We start from the raw sequence: 19219 nt of genomic DNA, 5'->3' as shown, positions 1-19219 counted from the left end.
TCATAGGTCCTTTAGGCCAGACCAAACCTGAACGATGGTACGAAAGAAAATTTCCCATGAAAAGCCCCTGTACTGACCTGTAATTCAAGGAACCAATCGGTCCGAAATTCAGGCTCTTTTACTGGCGGCAGTTGATCACTTTGTGTACCATTCCGGCCTGTCGTCGGTCGCGGAAAGCCCAAAAGTCACCCAAAAACAATATTGGGCTAGATCGGTTACAGAGAATTTATATTGGGGGATGGGGCACTGCTCCATAAATGTGGTTTGTCTATCGAATTTATAGTTTCCGAGTGGCGGGCATGGTATTCGGGGATCTCGGAGCCGGCGGAATGGCAGAGTTGGCGCAATGGTGGGATGACGCCGAAAGAAAATATCCAGGCCGATGTTTCCTTTTTACCTGCGATGCAGCGCCGTCGCTTAAGTCCATTGTCCAAAGCGGTATTTAATACTGCCTATCCACTCCTACAGCAGCGGGATATTCCCATGTTGTGTTGCTCTGTACATGGGGAGGCAAAGAGAACCTACGCCCTTTTGCAAGATGTTGCAAAGGAGGAGGACTTATCGCCGACCGCTTTTGGATTATCCGTCCACAATGCCATCGTGGGCCAATTATCAATTGCGGGTAAAGTGCGCTCACCAGCTCTGGCTTTGGCCGGAGGTGACTTCCCACTGCAAGCAGGCCTAATGGAAGCCGTTGGTATTTTACAAGAAGGGACAAAGCAGTTACTTCTACTTTTTTATGAGGAGCCTTTGCCTGAAATGTATCAACCCAGTTCAGAAAGTCCATCGGCCATTTGCGCAACCGCCTTACTGCTGACAAAGCCAGGAGAAGAAAGCTACGGACTGAGAGCCTCATTGCTACCCTCAAAAAAAGTGAAAGTTCAATCGGCGTTTAAGGCTCCTGACTATCAGTTGCCGATAGTCCGTGTGTTGTTAGAAAAATCGGGATCTGTTCCGGTTGGTCTGGGCTGGGAGCTCTGTATTAATGCTGACTAGATTTATATCAACAAAACGCAGTGACTACTATTGGCTGAGACTACTGGCCACCGCAACAGCATTTAGTTTATTTGGCCTTGGAGGGCTGATTCTTCGGTTTATTTTATTTCCGCCACTGAGAATAATTTATCCCGATGCAGAAGTGCGTAAGCGTAAGGCAAGATTAATTATACATTATGCGTTTCGATTATTTATTGGCTTTATGCATAAAACAGGGATCTACACTTATCACTTTTGTGATGAAAATAAGCTGCGGGAACCCGGCCGGTTGATATTGGCAAACCATCCCTCGTTGATTGATGTTGTATTTCTGATATCTCGTATACCAAATGCAAACTGCATCGTTAAAGCCAGCTTGTTTCAAAATCCGTTTATGCGCGGGGCAGTAATGACAGCCGGTTATATTCCTAATGATGACCCAGAGAGAATAATTAAGCTCGCCTCTAAGTCTTTGGGTAGAGGAGAGTCTGTAGTGCTCTTCCCTGAAGGAACGCGTTCTATACCAGGAAAACCTTTCAGATTTCAGCGTGGAGCCGCATATATGGCACTTCGTTCTGATACAAACCCGACACTCGTTACTATTCGTTGTAATCCACCGATGCTAATGAAGAATATACCGTGGTACAGCATTCCTCTGTCGAGACCACACTTTGAATTTGATATTACTGAATCTAGGGGTTTACTCAAGACAGTGGAAAAAAATGAAAGTCCATTGTCGGCAAGACATGTTACCCAAAAATTAAAAGAATTTTATACCGAGGAGTGTGCTGCGTGAAAGAGCTAGTTGAAGAACTTAAGATCCTGATTATTGATGTATTAAATTTGGAAGATATTACTCCTGAAGAAATCGTAGCAGATGAACCACTTTTTGGAGAGGGGCTCGGCCTTGATTCCATAGATGCACTTGAATTGGGTTTGGCATTGCAAAAGAAATATAAAATTTCCATAGATGCAGAAAATGAAAACACCAAGTCCCATTTTGCAAATGTGAATAGTCTGGCCAAGTTTGTCAGCGGTAGTTGCGCGTAAGAGAGGTATACATGCTAAATAAGAAAGAAGAAATTCTACCGAAATTGACTGAAATTCTGATTGAGATGTTTGAGGTTGATGAGGAAGATATAACGGAAGATGCCCATCTCTCTGATGATCTTGATATAGATAGCATCGATGCTGTCGACCTAATTGTCCGTCTAAAAGAACTTACAGGGAAGAAAATTTCACCCGAAGAGTTTAAAAGTGTAAGGACAGTAGGTGATGTCGTAAGCGCAATTCAAAAAGTAATGGAAGAACAGTGAGTCGATTCGCGCAGTTGATATTGATCATTATTCTGACCCTATACCCTTTGGCGATTTACTTTGGTATCGAATATCTGTCTTTAGGCAGTATTTTAATATTACTGTTAGTCGTTGCAGTTTTGAGGGTATTGCTCGGCGGCGCGAAAAAAGCAATCGGCACTAAGCTCACGACATTGGCCTTGGCGGTAGTCATCGCTATCACCTGGTTAAAAGAAGACTCAAACGGACTTCTTTGGTATCCAGTGCTTTGTAATCTAATACTATTTTCAGTATTTTTTTATAGTTTAAAGCAGCCGCAAACGATAGTAGAGCGGCTAGCTCGTCTGAGGGAGCCAAATTTACCTCCCGAAGGCGTGCTTTATACTCGAAAGGTAACTAAAGCGTGGTGCTTGTTCTTACTTTTTAATGGAAGTGTCGCACTGGCGACTGTTTTAAACGGCAATTTAAAAATCTGGACTATTTTTAATGGTCTGATTTCGTATGTATTAATAGGAATTATGATGGGCGGCGAATGGCTGCTGCGCCGTCATGTTCAGAGTAAGGTGTGAGTTAAAGCCGTGAACGAAGTACAGTTCGAGCAGCTGTTTGGTTATCAAAGTGACCAGGCCATAGTCAGCCATACAGACCGTGGAAAGATTTCCTTTGTACAATTCAAATACGAATTGGCGTTTGTTGCAAATGAGTTAAAGAAAACCATAGTCAAAACAGGAGTTACGAAAGTTGCTCTATTCTGTGAAGACAGTTACGAATTTAGCCTGTTATTTTTCGCTGCACTATCCTGTACGCAAAGTGTTGTTATACCTGCGAACAATAAACGATTTACGCAACAAAGTTTTGGAAAAGAAACTCTGCTTCTAGGTGATTGGGCGAATAAGTCGGCATTTAGTGTTGATATACCAGGTGAATATGAAGAAGATATTTTACCTCCCGACTACTTTACTGCCGAAATCCAACTCTTCACATCTGGCACAAGTGGCGAGCCGCAAATCATTGTTAAGACTCTACAGCAATTGTTGAATGAGATAATAACGCATGACAAAAAATGGCCATCTCGAATAGCTAATACAACTATATTAGCAACGGTGAGTCACCAGCATATTTATGGCCTATTGTTTAAATTACTGTGGCCTGTGGTAAGTGGCTGGTCTTTTGTTAGTAAGACCTATGTTGATATTGTGGGGTTACTTAAAGATGCCTCCAAATGGAGTCCATCCGTATGGATCGCCAGTCCTGCGCAATTAAGTCGCCGTATTTCTTCTTGGCCTTGGGAGCTCGGTAAGTCCTTAACGAGAATTTTTTCTTCTGGTGGTCCCTTACAGGAAGCAGATGCAAAAGCTATTTATGATTTATGTGGGGTAGAGCCTATAGAGGTTTATGGTAGTACCGAAACTGGAGGAATTGCCTGGCGAAATCAGCTAAGGGGAAAGCAATGGAATCCATTGGAAGGTGTAAAGGTTACTGAGGCCAGAGGTGGACTACTCCAAGTTTTTTCTCCTTGGTTGCCCCGGGGATTTATTTGTCAGGATAGGGTAAAAATTTATGAAGATGGCTCTTTTGAGCTACAAGGTCGGGCTGATCGTATCGTTAAACTTGAAGAGAAAAGAATATCTCTAACACAAATCGAATCCCTCTTAATGAAGGATTCTTATATAGTTACAGCCCATGCCCTTACAGTAGAACGAAAGCGTAAGGCAATTGCGATAGTCGCCACACTAACAGAATCTGGGAATAAAATCCTGGAAAATAAAGGAAAATCTTTTCTGGTCCGCCAGTTGAGAGAGAGTCTTTCCAGAGATCTGGATGGTGTTGCCTTGCCCCGTTCCTGGCGTTTTGTGAATGAAATCCCAACCAATACCCAGGGGAAAATAACAAGAGATCTGCTAATGCAACTTTTTGATGTAATGCCAGCAGCAATGGCTCCACAGATTATTAACAGTGAGTTTATAGATAGTAATGGAAAGGTTGAATTCACCGTTAATAGCGATCTTCCCTGCTTAACTGGACATTTTGATGCTTCTCCAGTGGTTCCGGGTGTAGTTCAGTTAGATTGGGCTATGCATTTTGGCCGTCCTCTACTAAAGGCCGGCAGTGCTTTTTCCCATATGGAAGTGATTAAGTTTAAGCAATTAATGATGCCGGGTGACAGTGTCATCCTAGCCCTGGAATTCAATCAAGAAAAAAATAGATTAACTTATTCTTTCCGAAGCGTTAATGATAGCGGAATAGAATATAGCAGTGGTAGGTTGTGTTTCGGCCATGTCTAAATTTTGTTTTGTAATACCTGTTTACAATCACGAAGGCGCGATTGCAGAAACTCTTGCATCTCTGGATGAATTTAATCTGCCATACATATTGATTGATGATGGCTGTGATGAGCCCTGCCGCAAGGAATTACAACGCCTTGAGCAAAGCTACAGACCCCAAGTTCACCTGGAGATACGCAATGATAACGGAGGAAAAGGCGCAGCTGTGAAGCACGGTTTACGAGTTGCGAGAAAACTTGGATATAGCCATGCAATACAAGTCGATGCCGATGGTCAGCATAGTCCGGCTGATATACCGCAATTTCTCGATCGGAGTAGACAATTTCCTAAGGCTCTGATTAGTGGATATCCTCTATATGACAAATCTGTGCCCAGAATACGTCTGTGGGGGCGTTACCTAACCCATGTTTGGATATGGATTAATACTCTTTCTTTGGATATTAAAGATTCCATGTGCGGATTGCGTTGCTATCCGTTATCCCGAACCGTTGACCTACTAGATAAAGAGTATACCGGTGATCGAATGGATTTTGATCCAGAGGTCATTGTGCGTTGGTATTGGAATAAAGGGGAATTTCATCAAGTGCCGGTTAAAGTGAGTTATCCGAAAGATGGTATTTCCCATTTTCGGGGGTTCGAGGACAACTTGCTGATATCCGCGATGCACACACGTTTATTTTTTGGCATGGTAGCTCGTGCCTTACGCATCTCGAGAATGGGACCTAAAGCGTGAGTAATTTACATTGGTCCAAATATCGGGAACAGGGATTCTTCCTTGGCATACGGTTTTTATTTTGGTTACATCATAGGCTGGGACCAATTGCCTTTAAACTCGCAGTATATCCGGTTGTGCTGTGTTACTACCTAAAGAATCACAGTGGAAGGAACTCAATTAAAGAGTATCTGCAGTTGTTCTCTAGGCGTTATCCGAATAGTGGTATAGAACCGAACTGGAAGACTGGATTCAGAATTTTTCTTAATTTTGCAAATAGTGTCAGGGAAAAACTGGAAGCCTGGTTTGTGGGCATTCCCGATAACCAGGTTAATTTTCCAAAAAGGTCGGGTCTCCACCAGTTGGCTGCGAGTGGCCAGGGGGGAGTAATTATTGGATCGCACCTTGGAAATTTGGAGGTTTGTCGGGCACTAGGCAGCATGACAAAAGTGCGAGTGAATGTATTGGTGCATACAAAACACGCCGTGAAATTTAACCGCATGATGAAGATGCTCAATCCACTGAGCCAGATAAGGCTAATACAGGTGACTGAAGTATCTCCGGCATTGGCCATGCAACTTTCCAAAGCGGTTGAGGCGGGGGAACTTATCGTTATTGTCGGGGATAGAACGCCGATTAATTCGCTAGGACGTACCTGTGAAGCAGAATTTTTGGGACGCAAGGCACCTTTTCCGCAGGGGCCCTATATTCTTGCCGCTCTACTCAAGTGTCCGGTTTATACACTTTTCTGTCTGCGCAGCTTCTCCGGTTACGATATCTATATGGAAAAACTTTGTGATCGCGTTGTTATGAAACGTGGCGATAGAGAAGGGCATATCCGTTCTCTCATAGAAGAGTTTTCGAGAAGGTTGGAACGCTATTGTCATATAGCACCTCTGCAATGGTATAACTTTTACCCGTTCTGGGATCAGCAAAAATGAATTCAGCAGTACTACAACGCACCCAAATAGTCTTTGATGGGACAGATTTATCCATTGATCAGGTAAACACCATTGCAGCTGGTCGTGGCGATATCTCTTTATCAGATGAAGAGAGTTTTGTTGCGAGGATAAATCGGGGTGCTGAGTTTCTAGATAGCCTTTGGCAACAGGAAGGTGTGATCTATGGAGTAACGACCGGATATGGCGACTCCTGTACCGAAAGTATTCCTGTGGATCTGGTGGAAGAGCTACCTCACCATTTATTCACTTTCCATGGATGTGGAATGGGAGAGGTCTTTACTCTTGAGCAGAGTAGGGCGATTGTCGCAGCCAGGATTGCCAGTCTTGCGAGAGGCAATTCAGGCGTTCGTTATCGATTATTACAGCAACTGGTTCTGTTACTTCAAAAAGATGTTATTCCTGTGATTCCACAGGAGGGCTCAGTTGGTGCCAGTGGTGATTTGACCCCACTATCCTATGTTGCAGCGGTTTTATGTGGTGAACGTAAAGTCTGGTATCGTGGCGACCAGAGAGATGTTGCTGAAGTATTTGATCAATTACAGATTGAGCCGTTAAAGCTACGCCCTAAAGAAGGCTTAGCGATAATGAATGGCACCGCCGCAATGACTGGATTGGCGTGCTTAGCCTATAAGCGAGCTGAATATCTGGCCAAGTTAAGTGCCCGTATTACCGCCATGATGAGTGTTGCCTTAGATGGTAATGCCTACCATTTTGATAGCACTCTTTTTGCTGTGAAGCCTCATCCAGGTCAAAACCAAGTTGCAAAGTGGATCCATGATGACCTGAATGTAGGGGCGGCTCCAAGACAAAATAGCCGCTTACAGGACCGGTATTCGTTACGATGTGCCCCCCATGTGGTCGGTGTGTTACAGGATTCATTACCATGGTTACGGCAGTTTATTCACAATGAATTAAACAGTGCCAATGATAACCCGATTATTGATGGTGAAAATGAGCGAGTACTTCACGGTGGGCATTTCTATGGTGGACATATTGCTTTCGCCATGGATAGCTTGAAGAATGCTGTAGCAAACCTTTCTGATCTGCTTGACCGACAAATAGCCCAACTAGTCGACATAAAATTTAATAATGGACTACCGGCTAATTTATCAGGTGCTGTGGACTCTCGCCGGCCGATCAACCATGGCTTTAAGGCCGTTCAAATTGGTGCGAGTGCTTGGACTGCTGAAGCATTGAAGCAAACCATGCCTGCGAGTGTCTTTTCCAGATCTACTGAGTGCCACAATCAGGACAAGGTTAGCATGGGCACTATCGCTGCTAGAGACTGTATAAGGGTATTGCAGTTAACGGAACAGACAACCGCGGCAGCTCTGCTGGTGGCGTGGCAGGGCATACAACTACGGGTCCGTGTCAGCGCCCTGGATTTGGAAAAACTGTCCACGGGCCTTAATACCACGATTACGCAGATAGCCGATGAATTTTCTTTCCTAAAAGAAGATAGAGAGCTTGAACAGTCTCTAAGAAAATTCGTTTCCCTGATTCAACAAAGACACTGGCGCTTGTATGAAACCTAATAAATCTGTACGTCCCGAAAATTGGTCGGCGCAAGTTCAATTACAAATTCCATTTCATGATGTGGATATGATGGAGGTGGCTTGGCATGGCCATTATACAAAGTACTTTGAAATAGCCAGATGTGCTTTGCTAGACCAGCTGGACTACAACTATTCGCAGATGAAAGATTCAGGTTATGCTTGGCCAGTGATTGATTTGCGCGTGCGTTATGCGAAGCCTCTGCAGTTTCAGCAGTGGATTATTGTTCGTGCGGAAGTTTCTGAATACGAAAATCGATTCAAGATCAATTATACAATAACGGATAGAGATACCGGTGTGCGCTTGACAAAAGGCTACACCGTGCAGGTGGCTGTTGAAATAATAAATACCGAGATGCTATTTGCGTCCCCTCCAATTCTTTTGGAAAAGCTGGGAGTGAAATAGTGCAAGCAGTCTATCGTTTAATTATATCCATCATCGCTTTTCTATCTTCCACAGTAGCCTTTCCTTTGACTTCGGAGCAACAGAAAGTTATTGAAGAGATAGAAAAAGACGTGATTTCATCGCCGCAAATGCTCGGTACCTTCTCTCAAAAGAAAACACTGTCACAATTGCCCAGGCCACTGGTTTCTTCAGGTGTTTTAGCTATTTCCGAAAGCCTAGGATTGAGTTGGAGAATTGAGAGCCCTATAGAATCACACCGAATATTCAAAATTGATAATAGTGAGTCGGAACATCGCTCGTCCAATGGTATTATCGAGAACTTGATTGCTGATTCACTTCTACAGATTATAAATGGTGATTTTTCTAAATTGGGACGGACTTATATTTTGAGTCCATATTTCGAACAAGAGCAATGGCGAATTAAGCTTACACCTAAACAAAATTCTTTTAGGCGTATAATTGAATCAATAGAAATTGCGGGCGATCAAAAAATTCGAAAAATAATACTGTCTGAAGCCAATATGTCTTTAACTGAAATTGATATTGTCGATTTGCAGCCGGTTAACCCAGATAACAGACAATTATTGAATGAATTCGCTGAAGATAAGCAGAAATAGTTATATGTCACTTAGAGTAACTATTTGGTTTTTCTTTGTTAGTGCACTTATGGTTCTTACCGTATTGCGCTATCAGCCAGGCTGGCTTCAAACAGATATTTTACTGTTAGCTGAAAGTGGCAGCGATTCGGTGAGTAGTGCGAATATTCAAAAGAAAGTCAGCCAGCAATTACAAAGCAGCATAATTTGGATTTTGGTTTCCGATAAGAGTAAAGAACAAAGTCTTGCCAGATACACCCAAGAACTGGCAAATAAACTAAGTGCCAGTAAAGCCTTGGTTTCAGTTGAATACCGCTGGGCGAATTCTGACAAGTATAAAGAAGAGTGGGAACTGCTTTTTCCTCTGCGTCAGCAGCTGCTCAGTCCCGGTGATAGGAAGCTTTTATACCATTGGCCAGAAGAAATCCTACAGCGCCAGTTGAGTCGGTTATACGGCCCTGATGGTGCGGGTATAAATCTGACGAATGATCCTTTTTCAACCTTTAGCAATTATTTTACGTCTGATTTAGAGGTTACTCCGCAAGTTTTTGATGGTATTCCAGTTCATACAGAGGAAAAACAAGCTTTTACCTTGCTGTATGCTGTTGCTGCTCCGGTGAATTTGGCAGGGAATAGCGAGACTTCACTTCATTCTTTACAGCAAGAATTAAAACTTTGGGCAAAACAAAATGGATATTCATTGTTTGTAGCCGGAGCTCCCTTACACACGGAATATGCCGCAGCTTTAGCACAGAAGGAAATACGCCTGATTGGTTCACTTTCAGTTGTTGCCATCTGCCTTTTGTGTATTTTGGTATTCCGATCACTAAAACCCCTTATTGCATCATCATTTGCAATTTTCTGTGGTGTAGTCAGTGGAGTCTCTGGCGCTATTATAATTCTTGGACAGATTCATATACTGGCTTTTGTATTTGGCACAACGGTTTCTGGGCTGGCAATCGACTATGCCTTTCACTTTATCTGTAATAGGTTAAGGGCAGGGAAACCAAAAGATAAGGATATAATGTCAGGCCTTTTATTAGGTCTAATATCAAGTTGTTTGGCTTTTTTCTCACTTGCGTTAACCCCTTTTCCACTACTACAACAGATAGGTATTTTTGTTGGTTGTGGATTGATCGGTGCTTGGTTGACCGTAATCCTACTCTTTCCTCAATGGATAAGAGTAACTCCTAGAGCTTTATCTTATTTTACTCGACTACCAAATATTGATATCAGGTATTATCTTATTTTATTGGTGGGATTGTTTCTTTTGGGAGCTACAGCCCTCCTGAAGATACAATTTAACGATGATCTGAAACTTTTTTACCAACCACCTGAATTTCTTGAGCAAGATGAAAAACAGCTCAATGCGTTGATAAAATCACGACCCGACTCACGCTACTTCCTAGTTTTTGGAGAAGACGAACAACAGGTGCTTACTCGTGAATGGCACTTGCGAAGTAAACTGATTAATTTGGTAGAGCGCCAGTCTATAAGTGGCTTTCAAGGCGTAACCAACAGAGTACCTCCAAAAGAAGTTCAGATGTCTGACTGGAATCTATTATCAAATTTTTATGCGGGAGAGCTCGCCCGATCTTTTTATCAGCAACTAGGCTATTCAGCAAAGGAAATAGATCAGTTGTTGGCTTCAAAAAATCAACCATTTTATACCCTGAAATTCTCCGACTGGTTATCTGTCGCCGGGCGACAGTACCGGGGACTATGGTTAGGTTGTGAAAATAACAACTGTTACTCTGTAGTTCGTGTTTACGGTATAAAGAAAGATATATCGAAACTGGAATTAATGCCTGGCGTTATCTATGTTGATACGAGAAAACGTTTTTCTAAAATTATGGCGCAACAGCGTGACCAGTTGTTACAGTTGTTGCCATTAATATTTATTGTTGTTTTTTTTGTGACTTTGATAAAAGTAGGAATAAAACGGGCAGTTAGTATTGTTGCACTTCCTTCTGGTGCAGTGTTGGGCACTCTAGCAATAATTATTTTACAGGGGGCAGCTATCAATTTATTTCATGTTGCTGCCCTTTTACTTGTATTTGGTATAGGCATTGATTATGCGATATTCAGCCATACAAGCCAGAAAGAAGAGCAACATTATACTTTGATAGCCATTGCTATGGCAGGGCTAACAACCCTTTTAGGTTTTGGGCTACTAGCGTTATCGGCCACACCGGCCATTGCAAATTTTGGGTTAGTTTTGGCTGTAGGTACAATATTAACTTTATTGTTGGCATTTTTATTTTTTTGTACACGGGGTAAAGGGTATTAGCCAATGAAGGAAGTCAAATCAGATGTTGTCATTATTGGTGCTGGACCTGCCGGAGCAGTCGCTGGTGCATTGTTGGCTAAAAAAGGTTGGAGAGTTTCAATTGTTGAGCGAGAGGAATTTCCCCGCTTCTCTATCGGCGAGAGCCTACTGGCACAATGTATGGAATCTCTAGAGAAAGCAGATATGCTGGAAGCCGTAAAATCTGCAGGTTTCCAATTTAAAAATGGCGCTGCGTTTGAATGGGATGGTGCTCGCACTGCATTTGATTTTCGTGAGAAATTTACTCCAGGGTGTGGTACTGCTTTCCAGGTACCGCGGGCAAAGTTTGACAAAATTCTGGCCGATGAAGCCGAGCGACAAGGCGTAAAGGTTTACTATCGCCATTCTATTGTGTCAGCTGATATTAGTGAAAATGATGTAAAATTGATTGTAGAACACAAGGGTGAAAACCTAGCGTTCCATGCTCGTTTTGTATTGGATGCGAGTGGTTTTGGAAGAGTCCTTCCCAGATTACTTGACCTTAATCGCCCTTCTGAATTCCCTTTACGGGAGTCAGTGTTTACACATGTTGAAGATAATATCGTCGATAGTAATTTTGATCGGGATAAAATCCTTATCACGGTGCATCCTAGCGAGCGAGATATTTGGTACTGGTTGATTCCTTTTACCGATGGCCGAGCTTCTATAGGTGTTGTAGGTGAGAAAGAAAAGATCGCGGTTTGGGGAGAGGAGCCGGAACAGGTCTTGAAAGGCGCCATTGCTTCTGCGCCGGCATTAGAAAAAACTTTATGTAATGCAAAATTTGATACCAACATTCAACGTATTCGTGGATATTCAAGCGATGTTACTAAGCTGGCCGGTCCAGGCTTTGCTCTTTTAGGAAATGCTGGAGAGTTTCTGGATCCGGTATTTTCATCGGGCGTTACCATTGCAATGAAATCCTCAGAGCTGGCTACTGAATGTCTGCATCGACAGCTCTCTGGTGAGACGGTTGATTGGGATAAAGAGTTTGTTGAGCCTTTGAAACTCGGTGTGGAAGTTTTTAAAACTTACGTAAAGGCCTGGTATGACGGCCGTTTTCAGGATGTGATTTTTTACCAGACTGATCAGAAAGAAATAAAGAGCATGATTTGCTCAATCTTAGCTGGCTATGCATGGGACAAAAAAAATCCGTTTGTTGCAGCTGCTGAGCGAAGGCTAAATACACTGGTAGAAATATGTACCGCTGGATAATACTTTTTTTTAGCTTTCTTGCCCAAGTGGGGTGTATGTCCCCCCAATTGGAAAAAGTTGAGCCAAAAAGTAGGCCTTTGGCCTCTTTGTTAGCTGAAAGTCCGCGCCAGCTGAATCAGCACCTGCGCATTAACTATCAAAATACTGAATATGAGGTGATAGCAGCTTCCCTGCTTTCTGCCGAGAGTCTAAAGATCTCTCTGCTAAGTCCAGAAGGCATTAGCTTATTGGATGTTGCCTATGATGGTAATGAGGTCAGTACCCGCTATTACATTGATAAAGCCGCCAATCTGCCGCCAGAAAAATTGCTCGCAGACATTCAGTTTGTCTACTGGCCGATTACCCAGCTGCGTGAACAGTTGCCTATTGACTGGGAGTTGGAGGAATCCATGGTAGGGGAAGTTTATACTCGTCGGCTTTCTCAAAATGGCGAAGTGAGTTCAGAGGTGCGCTACAGTAGTAAAGATATTTGGGAGGCCCAAATTGAGCTGGAACATAAGCAATTTGGTTACAGGTTAAGTATTAGGAATTTCTAAGTATGACAAATTTCTATCTTAATCATATGGGTATCCTATGTACTCTAGGAGATACTGTTGAGTCGGTAGCAAAATCTTTATTTACCGGTGATAGTTCAGGTATGCAGCCGAACGAGATCCAGCTACCAAAATACCGGGGGAACTTGGGTATTGTACAGGCTGATCTGCCAGATCTACCGGATTCACTGCAATTTTATCACTGCCGAAATAACCAGCTGGCCATGGTCGCACTCGCTCAAATTGAAGCAGACATCAGTGATTTGAAAAAAAGATATGGTGCAAGTCGGATCGGGGTGGTGATGGGAACATCAACTTCCGGGATCGATTCTGGTGAGTCTTACCTTAGAGGTCATAAAGACAGGGGGTACAATTACCGGCTTCAGCAACAAATGGCAGGCTTAAGTGGTTTTGTTGCGAAGTACCTAGGAATTCAAGGGGTACAACTCACGGTCTCCACCGCGTGTTCATCCAGTGCCAATGCACTGGCTAGTGCCCGACGGCTTCTTTCTACTGATATCTGTGATGCCGTCGTAGTTGGTGGTGTGGATTCACTCTGTGGTATGACAATCCGGGGTTTCCACAGTCTGGGAGCACTCAGCGCCGGCCAATCCAATCCCTTTAGTGTTAATCGAGATGGTATTAATCTTGGGGAAGCTGGCGTGGTTTTTGTGATGAGCAAAGAGCCTGGCCCTGTAGTTTTATCCGGTGTTGCCGCCACCTCCGATGCACATCATATGTCGGCACCGGACCCACAAGGGAGCGGTGCTGAAGCCTGTATGCGTGGGGCACTAGAGAATGCTGGTTTAGATACCGCTGATATCGATTACCTGAATCTTCATGGAACGGGTACACGGCACAACGATTCGATGGAGGCTCTGGCAGTTGATAGGGTGTTTGGTAAAGAGCTGCCCTGTTCTTCTACGAAACCCTTAACTGGGCATACGTTGGGTGCTGCTGGTGCTCTGGAGGCTGTGTTTTGTTGGCTCGCACTACAATATGATCAGCTTCCCCCGCATAAATATGATGGGCACTATGATCCGGAAATTATGCGGTTAAATTTAATTCAGAATACCAAAAGCCCTAATAAATTACGCTATGTAATGAGTAATTCTTTTGCTTTTGGTGGGAGTAACTGCTCGGTAATTCTGGGCAGCCAGAGGTGAGATAGATGCATAAGTATACCGCTGAAGAGCTGGTCCCACACAGTGGAAAGATGTCGCTTCTCGATGAAGTAATTTCTGTCGGTGAGGAACAGCTAGAGGCTAAATTGCGGGTTCGTGACGATGGAATTTTCTCCCGCAATGGCCGTGTTCCCGCCTATGTGGGCATCGAGTATATGGCCCAGTCAATAGCCGCATTTTCCGGCTACCACGCCAAAGAGCGAGGTGAAGAAATTCGCCTGGGCTTTTTATTGGGTACCCGTAAATTTTTATCAAATGTAGAGAGTTATCGCTGTGGCGAAGAGCTGACGATTGAAGTCTCACGCCTGTTACAAGCTGAAAATGGTATGGCAACATTTGAATGCTCCATAATAGGTTCCTCTATAGAGCAAAGTGCGCGGTTGAATGTTTATCAACCGGACAACGTAGAACAATATTTGAGGGTAAAAAACTAAATGTCAGAGTGGATTTTAGTTACCGGATCAAGCCGTGGTATTGGCCGGGCAATTGCACTTCAGCTGGCTGAAGATGGGTACGATATTGTTTTACATTGCCGCAGTCGACGCGATCAAGCGGAAGAGACTGCAGATGAAATCGCTAAGTTAGGGCGCAACAGCAGAATTCTCCAGTTTGATATTTCCGACCGGAAGCGGGCCAAAAATATCTTGCTGGAAGATGTTGAATCTCACGGCTGTTATTATGGGATTGTGTGCAATGCAGGTGTAACGGCTGATAATGCTTTCCCTGCTATGCCTGCGGAAGATTGGGATTCTGTTGTACACACCAATCTGGATGGTTTTTACAATGTATTACATCCCCTGACGATGCCGATGGTTCGACGCCGTGCACCTGGTCGTATTGTTGTGATGACCTCGGTATCCGGAATCGCAGGAAATCGCGGCCAGGTAAATTACTCGGCCTCCAAAGCTGGACTGATAGGAGCGAGCAAGGCACTTGCATTGGAGCTGGCGAAGCGAAAAATCACAGTGAATTGTGTAGCCCCGGGGCTTATTGATACGGATATGCTCGATGATGACTTGCCGGTTGAAGAAATTTTAAAAATGGTACCTGCTCGCCGAATGGGCAAACCGGAAGAAGTGGCATCAACAGTAGCATTTCTGATGCATGAGCGAGCTGCTTATATTACCCGTCAAGTTATTTCTGTAAATGGTGGTCTCTGCTAATGAAGCGTGTAGTTGTTACAGGGATGGCCGGCATATCTCCTATCGGCCAGGGTTGGGAATCGGTTAGTCAAGCTTTAGTGGGCGGTCTCTCCGGAATTTCTTATATGAACGACTGGGATAAGTATGAGGGGCTTGAAACCCGTCTTGGCGCTCCGGTAAAGTATTTTGAAAAACCGGGCCATTACAATCGCAAGCGTGTTCGCAGCATGGGTCGAGTTTCACTGATGGCGGTTCGGGCTAGTGAAATAGCTCTTGAGGATGCAGGCCTGTTAGATGACCCGATTCTCAAGAGTGGTGCCGTCGGGGTGGCCTATGGATCATCTGCGGGTACTCCTTCTGCTATCGCCGATTTTGGCAATATGCTGATAAATCATCGCACCGATGGCCTAAATGCGACCAGCTATATAAAAATGATGTCCCATACTGCTGCGGTTAATATCGGGGTATTTTTTGGCCTGTGTGGCCGAGTTTATACCACCAGTTCCGCTTGTACTTCTGGAAGTCAGGGAATTGGATATGCTTACGAGGCGATTCGTAATGGTAGCCAAACCATCATGGTTGCCGGCGGTGCAGAGGAATTGTGTGCAACGGAGGCGGCAGTTTTCGACACGCTTTATGCCACCTCAACAAAAAACGATTTCCCCGAAGCTACTCCGCGACCCTTTGATCGAAACCGGGATGGATTGGTTATTGGTGAAGGAGCGGGCACGCTTATTTTGGAAGAATATGAGCATGCCATTGCACGTGGAGCCAGAGTTTATGCTGAAGTCGTTGGCTTTGGAACAAATTCCGATGGTAGTCATGTTACCCAACCACAGTCGGCGACTATGCAAATAGCCTTGGAGCAAGCCATAGCGCAAGCTGGAATCGATACCGGTGAAATTGGCTATGTGAGTGCGCACGGTACTGCTACGGACCGGGGGGATATTGCGGAAAGCCATGCAACCCGCAATGCGTTTAGACGTGCCGTGCCTATCAGTTCACTTAAGAGTTATACAGGCCATACGCTGGGAGCTTGCGGCGCTTTAGAAGCCTGGGCGAGTATCCAGATGATGCGCAGTGGTTGGTTCCATCCCACCATTAATTTGACGGAAGTGGATACTGATTGCGCTGATTTGGATTATATTCAGGATAGCGTAAAAAATATTGATACTGAATATGTGATGAGTAACAACTTTGCTTTTGGTGGAATCAATACCTCTCTGATATTTAAAAGACGTGTTTAATTATACGATGAGAGATTTTTAATTTAGGGATAGTAAATGAAGTGGTTACTGGCTTTAGTTTCGATAATTTTCCTTACTCAGCCGGTTGGTGCTGATGAATTGTTATTGAGTGTTGGTGGTGGACCACAACCTGGTTCGAAACAAAATAATAAAACCTATGGAATAGACTATTCTTTTAAAACCTATGAGAAGAGTTATCGGCAGCATATTGATTTTGGTGTCAGTTACACGGAAGTAATTACTGATGCAAATGAGAATAAACGTATTAAAGCATTTTCCATCTACCCACAATTGAGCCTATATCCTCGAAAAAAAAGCTGGGGGCAACCTTATTTCTTTGTGCGGGCACTTGGTCCCAGTTATATATCCAGTAATCAATTGGGGGATCGCTATCAGGATAATAACTTTTCTTTTCAGGCACAAGTTGGATATGCTGCGCGTATCAACTGGAGAGGAAAGGAAGACTTAGTGTTAATGGTTTCTTGGAAGCACTTTTCTAATGCGAATTTGTTTAGTGATAATGATGGTATAGATATTCCATTCGTTATTAATGTTGGCTTAAGGATCTAACGTTTTTAAAATTCAATAAGCTATTTCCCCAGTAGCTGAGACTGCTGGGGAAATACAGCTCTTTAAATTGAAAGCTGTTTAATAATCGCATCATTTAAGTTTCGAACCCAGCGATTATAGTTTCTGTGAATAGTGTAATATTTTTCATTGTAATCAAGCATGTCACTATCTTTGTAGGTGATACTGTAATTACTTATATTGTAATTAATTTCTGCTTCAGCGTGATGTTTGCGAACATTTATTGACGCGTGTATTTTTCCTGGGGCCACTTCTCGACAAGTCCAATTTCTTTGTATACATCCAGCAATAATTGATTTTTTAACTGAACCCTGGGTTTGGGTTGAACCATCTAGTCGATCAGGAATATTCCTATCTTGAATATTCATAACAGGGTTACTTGTGCAACCTGTCATTATTATGGAAAAAGTCGCTAAAGAGATGGCTTTGATAAAGGTGTTCATTATGATTCCTTATTAATCGGAGATTAAATTGCATGTTTTTTATTCATCCACTTGGCAACGTCATTACCAAGTGTGTGGACGCAACGCTCTAGGATGCTGCAAGAACTTTGAAATTTTGAAAATACTCCCCCCTAGAATTCCTGGCATTTTGAAAACTATCGATTAGTTTTCCATTTTGATAAAGCTCGGCTTCAATTGAAATGGATTTCCGGTGTCCACCAAGCCATGTATTTCCAGAGCTGTGCGCATTTAGGATGCTCAATTTAAGATTATAACCTTCAGAAAGAGGGGTAAATTCTGGATTTGATAATACAGAAAATCCATGTTTATGAAGAAACTTACGGGTGGAGTTGGAAAACTGATATCCTAGGTTTGAGTATTCATTAATTATGTTGGGTGCAATCACTTTTTTATCATGATACTCAGATTTATTATTTATGGTAATCGCTTCGTTTCCCAGGGCTGTTAATGGGATACTAAGGGTAGTACCGATTAATAAAGCTGTAACTCCTCTATTCTTCATATAACCTCTTAGTAAAGAAAGGATGGAAATTTGATAAAAAATCCGTGACTGGCAGGTTTAAATTTCTAGCGTAATTTACCAGATTAATTTGGTTGGGAATAGCGACATTATTGAATTTAATCGCTAATTTCAATGTGGCCAATGATAAATTTCACGGAAGTGGGATTCATAAATTATAATTTTCGGTGCCTCTGATTTACTTATTTCAGATACATCGTACTTCCTACAATACAATTCTAGAGGTTGGGATTTTCTAATACATATGATATCTATTTATCCAATTGTATTACAGAGCTCCATCCACCGCTCAATTCCCGTGCTGCGATATTTTTGTCGGTGTAATGCAAAGTAAAACTCCCTATGGAAATCTCTTTGGGGGACAGGCAATTCAATCAGTGAGCCCCTTTTCAAAGCATCGGCTAGTGAGACTCTAGATAGACAGCTGATTCCAAGGCCGGTCTCAACCGCCCGTTTTATGGCTTCTGTGTGCTGTAGTTCTAAAAGAATATGCAGATTGGGCAGTAAGCCAGTCATTGCCCGTTCAAACGTTTGTCGGGTGCCGGAGCCGGATTCCCGGGTGATCCAGGTGGCTTTGAGCAGGTCGTGATCAGTTAGGCGTTTGCGCTTGGCCAAGGGGTGTGCGGGCGCGCAGAATACGACGAGTTCGTCGCTGCGCCAGGGGATCATTTCCAGGTCGGGGTGATTGAATTCCCCTTCGATCAGTCCCAGATCCAATTCAAAGTTGAGCACCCGTTCGGTGATCGCGGAGGTGTTGGCAACCTCCAGCTCTACGCGCGTGCCGGGCTGCTCTTCCATATAGCGGGCCATCACACTGGCCGCCAGGTAGTTGCCAATGGTCAGGGTGGCGCCAATCTTCAGGCGTCCCAGATCGAGGTGGCTGGCGAGTGTCTGCTCTAGCTCCTCTGCGCGCTCCAGCAGCTGTTCGGCCCTGGGCCAAAGTTGCCGGCCCAATTCGTTGAGGCGCAGGCGCTTGCCGGTGCGCTCGAACAGGCGCAGCTCAAACTGTTGCTCGAACTCCTTGAGGGCGGCGGAGGCGGCGGACTGCGACATACTCAGGCTCTCCGCAGCGCGGCTCACATTCTCGTGATGGGCACAGGCGAGGAACACTTCCAGCTGGCGCAGGGTATAGCGCAAGGGGATATCTCCAGTTGATCGTTAAAATAGATAAGGAATATCGAAATATCCCACTTTGCCAATAGATCTTCCAGGGCTAAAATTCAACTATCAAGAG

The 19219-nt window shown here is 43.8% G+C and carries 22 protein-coding genes; 19 read left to right on the top strand and 3 right to left on the bottom strand.

Going from position 1 to position 19219, the window contains the following annotated elements; all coding sequences use genetic code 11:
* Positions 1–231 precede the first annotated feature (231 nt).
* The 19 genes from Q1A69_RS10415 to Q1A69_RS10325 are packed head-to-tail and all read left to right on the top strand — an operon-like array spanning position 232 to position 16983.
* Positions 232–996, top strand: a complete 765-nt coding sequence (locus Q1A69_RS10415) for a beta-ketoacyl synthase chain length factor (protein ID WP_366525569.1) — start codon at positions 232–234, stop codon at positions 994–996.
* Entirely contained in the window at positions 986–1771 is a 786-nt protein-coding gene (locus Q1A69_RS10410; RefSeq protein ID WP_299584916.1) for a lysophospholipid acyltransferase family protein, read from the top strand. The genes Q1A69_RS10415 and Q1A69_RS10410 overlap by 11 nt, the downstream gene beginning before the upstream one ends.
* Positions 1768–2025, top strand: a complete 258-nt coding sequence (locus Q1A69_RS10405; protein WP_299584914.1) for a phosphopantetheine-binding protein — start codon at positions 1768–1770, stop codon at positions 2023–2025. The genes Q1A69_RS10410 and Q1A69_RS10405 overlap by 4 nt, the downstream gene beginning before the upstream one ends.
* 11 nt (positions 2026–2036) lie before the next feature.
* A complete protein-coding gene (locus Q1A69_RS10400; protein ID WP_299584912.1) occupies positions 2037–2291 on the top strand; it encodes an acyl carrier protein in 255 nt (84 codons plus the stop codon).
* Complete coding sequence (locus Q1A69_RS10395) at positions 2288–2839, top strand: hypothetical protein (RefSeq protein WP_299584910.1); 552 nt, start codon at positions 2288–2290, stop codon at positions 2837–2839. The genes Q1A69_RS10400 and Q1A69_RS10395 overlap by 4 nt, the downstream gene beginning before the upstream one ends.
* Before the next feature lie 9 nt (positions 2840–2848).
* Positions 2849–4555 carry an AMP-binding protein gene (locus Q1A69_RS10390; protein WP_299584908.1) on the top strand — a complete coding sequence of 569 codons (1707 nt, stop codon included), beginning with the start codon at positions 2849–2851 and terminating at the stop codon, positions 4553–4555.
* Entirely contained in the window at positions 4548–5288 is a 741-nt protein-coding gene (locus tag Q1A69_RS10385; RefSeq protein ID WP_299584906.1) for a glycosyltransferase family 2 protein, read from the top strand. Before Q1A69_RS10390 ends, Q1A69_RS10385 begins: the two co-directional genes overlap by 8 nt.
* Positions 5285–6208 carry a hypothetical protein gene (locus Q1A69_RS10380; RefSeq protein WP_299584904.1) on the top strand — a complete coding sequence of 308 codons (924 nt, stop codon included), beginning with the start codon at positions 5285–5287 and terminating at the stop codon, positions 6206–6208. The genes Q1A69_RS10385 and Q1A69_RS10380 overlap by 4 nt, the downstream gene beginning before the upstream one ends.
* Positions 6205–7764 carry an aromatic amino acid ammonia-lyase gene (locus tag Q1A69_RS10375; protein ID WP_299584902.1) on the top strand — a complete coding sequence of 520 codons (1560 nt, stop codon included), beginning with the start codon at positions 6205–6207 and terminating at the stop codon, positions 7762–7764. Before Q1A69_RS10380 ends, Q1A69_RS10375 begins: the two co-directional genes overlap by 4 nt.
* Positions 7754–8188, top strand: coding sequence for an acyl-CoA thioesterase (locus Q1A69_RS10370; protein WP_299584900.1), 435 nt, complete (start codon positions 7754–7756; stop codon positions 8186–8188). Before Q1A69_RS10375 ends, Q1A69_RS10370 begins: the two co-directional genes overlap by 11 nt.
* Positions 8188–8805 (top strand): hypothetical protein, encoded by a 618-nt coding sequence (locus Q1A69_RS10365; RefSeq protein ID WP_299584898.1) that lies wholly within the window; start codon positions 8188–8190, stop codon positions 8803–8805. Before Q1A69_RS10370 ends, Q1A69_RS10365 begins: the two co-directional genes overlap by 1 nt.
* Before the next feature lie 4 nt (positions 8806–8809).
* The gene (locus tag Q1A69_RS10360; RefSeq protein WP_299584896.1) at positions 8810–11074 is read left to right on the top strand and encodes a hypothetical protein; all 2265 of its coding nucleotides are present in this window, start codon (positions 8810–8812) and stop codon (positions 11072–11074) included.
* Positions 11075–11077: 3 nt separating this feature from the next.
* Positions 11078–12307 carry an NAD(P)/FAD-dependent oxidoreductase gene (locus tag Q1A69_RS10355; protein WP_299584894.1) on the top strand — a complete coding sequence of 410 codons (1230 nt, stop codon included), beginning with the start codon at positions 11078–11080 and terminating at the stop codon, positions 12305–12307.
* 35 nt (positions 12308–12342) lie between these two features.
* Entirely contained in the window at positions 12343–12843 is a 501-nt protein-coding gene (locus Q1A69_RS10350; RefSeq protein WP_299584892.1) for a DUF3261 domain-containing protein, read from the top strand.
* Positions 12844–12845: 2 nt separating this feature from the next.
* The gene (locus tag Q1A69_RS10345) at positions 12846–14006 is read left to right on the top strand and encodes a beta-ketoacyl-[acyl-carrier-protein] synthase family protein (protein ID WP_299584890.1); all 1161 of its coding nucleotides are present in this window, start codon (positions 12846–12848) and stop codon (positions 14004–14006) included.
* 5 nt (positions 14007–14011) lie between these two features.
* Positions 14012–14458 carry a hotdog family protein gene (locus tag Q1A69_RS10340; RefSeq protein WP_299584888.1) on the top strand — a complete coding sequence of 149 codons (447 nt, stop codon included), beginning with the start codon at positions 14012–14014 and terminating at the stop codon, positions 14456–14458.
* Positions 14459–15187 (top strand): 3-oxoacyl-ACP reductase FabG, encoded by a 729-nt coding sequence (fabG, locus tag Q1A69_RS10335; RefSeq protein ID WP_299584886.1) that lies wholly within the window; start codon positions 14459–14461, stop codon positions 15185–15187.
* The gene (locus Q1A69_RS10330; protein ID WP_299584884.1) at positions 15187–16413 is read left to right on the top strand and encodes a beta-ketoacyl-ACP synthase; all 1227 of its coding nucleotides are present in this window, start codon (positions 15187–15189) and stop codon (positions 16411–16413) included. The genes fabG and Q1A69_RS10330 overlap by 1 nt, the downstream gene beginning before the upstream one ends.
* Before the next feature lie 36 nt (positions 16414–16449).
* A complete protein-coding gene (locus tag Q1A69_RS10325; RefSeq protein ID WP_299584883.1) occupies positions 16450–16983 on the top strand; it encodes an acyloxyacyl hydrolase in 534 nt (177 codons plus the stop codon).
* 62 nt (positions 16984–17045) lie between these two features.
* Here the strand turns inward: Q1A69_RS10325 and Q1A69_RS10320 are convergent, their stop codons facing one another.
* The 3 genes from Q1A69_RS10320 to Q1A69_RS10310 all read right to left on the bottom strand — a co-directional run bounded on the left by Q1A69_RS10320 (position 17046) and on the right by Q1A69_RS10310 (position 19122).
* Positions 17046–17444 (bottom strand): hypothetical protein, encoded by a 399-nt coding sequence (locus tag Q1A69_RS10320; RefSeq protein ID WP_299584881.1) that lies wholly within the window; start codon positions 17442–17444, stop codon positions 17046–17048.
* 88 nt (positions 17445–17532) lie between these two features.
* Positions 17533–17967: a hypothetical protein gene (locus Q1A69_RS10315; RefSeq protein ID WP_299584880.1), complete on the bottom strand. Its 435-nt coding sequence runs from the start codon at positions 17965–17967 to the stop codon at positions 17533–17535.
* Between the two features lie 273 nt (positions 17968–18240).
* On the bottom strand, positions 18241–19122 hold the full coding sequence (locus tag Q1A69_RS10310; RefSeq protein ID WP_299584879.1) for a LysR family transcriptional regulator: 882 nt from the start codon (positions 19120–19122) through the stop codon (positions 18241–18243).
* Positions 19123–19219: the final 97 nt, after the last annotated feature.

Source organism: uncultured Microbulbifer sp., from assembly GCF_947498635.1.
Classification (GTDB): Bacteria; Pseudomonadota; Gammaproteobacteria; order Pseudomonadales; family Cellvibrionaceae; genus Microbulbifer; species Microbulbifer echini.
Note: the sequence above shows the minus strand (reverse complement) of the source record. Positions and strands in the feature narration are given on the sequence as shown.

Coding starts and splice junctions, on each gene's coding strand:
- Q1A69_RS10410 (WP_299584916.1), top strand. CDS start 986: ATGCTGACTAGATTTATATCAACAAAACGCAGTGACTACTATTGGCTG.
- Q1A69_RS10400 (WP_299584912.1), top strand. CDS start 2,037: ATGCTAAATAAGAAAGAAGAAATTCTACCGAAATTGACTGAAATTCTG.
- Q1A69_RS10385 (WP_299584906.1), top strand. CDS start 4,548: ATGTCTAAATTTTGTTTTGTAATACCTGTTTACAATCACGAAGGCGCG.
- Q1A69_RS10375 (WP_299584902.1), top strand. CDS start 6,205: ATGAATTCAGCAGTACTACAACGCACCCAAATAGTCTTTGATGGGACA.
- Q1A69_RS10370 (WP_299584900.1), top strand. CDS start 7,754: ATGAAACCTAATAAATCTGTACGTCCCGAAAATTGGTCGGCGCAAGTT.
- Q1A69_RS10360 (WP_299584896.1), top strand. CDS start 8,810: ATGTCACTTAGAGTAACTATTTGGTTTTTCTTTGTTAGTGCACTTATG.
- Q1A69_RS10355 (WP_299584894.1), top strand. CDS start 11,078: ATGAAGGAAGTCAAATCAGATGTTGTCATTATTGGTGCTGGACCTGCC.
- Q1A69_RS10350 (WP_299584892.1), top strand. CDS start 12,343: ATGTCCCCCCAATTGGAAAAAGTTGAGCCAAAAAGTAGGCCTTTGGCC.
- Q1A69_RS10345 (WP_299584890.1), top strand. CDS start 12,846: ATGACAAATTTCTATCTTAATCATATGGGTATCCTATGTACTCTAGGA.
- Q1A69_RS10340 (WP_299584888.1), top strand. CDS start 14,012: ATGCATAAGTATACCGCTGAAGAGCTGGTCCCACACAGTGGAAAGATG.
- fabG (WP_299584886.1), top strand. CDS start 14,459: ATGTCAGAGTGGATTTTAGTTACCGGATCAAGCCGTGGTATTGGCCGG.
- Q1A69_RS10330 (WP_299584884.1), top strand. CDS start 15,187: ATGAAGCGTGTAGTTGTTACAGGGATGGCCGGCATATCTCCTATCGGC.
- Q1A69_RS10325 (WP_299584883.1), top strand. CDS start 16,450: ATGAAGTGGTTACTGGCTTTAGTTTCGATAATTTTCCTTACTCAGCCG.
- Q1A69_RS10320 (WP_299584881.1), bottom strand. CDS start 17,444: ATGAACACCTTTATCAAAGCCATCTCTTTAGCGACTTTTTCCATAATA.
- Q1A69_RS10315 (WP_299584880.1), bottom strand. CDS start 17,967: ATGAAGAATAGAGGAGTTACAGCTTTATTAATCGGTACTACCCTTAGT.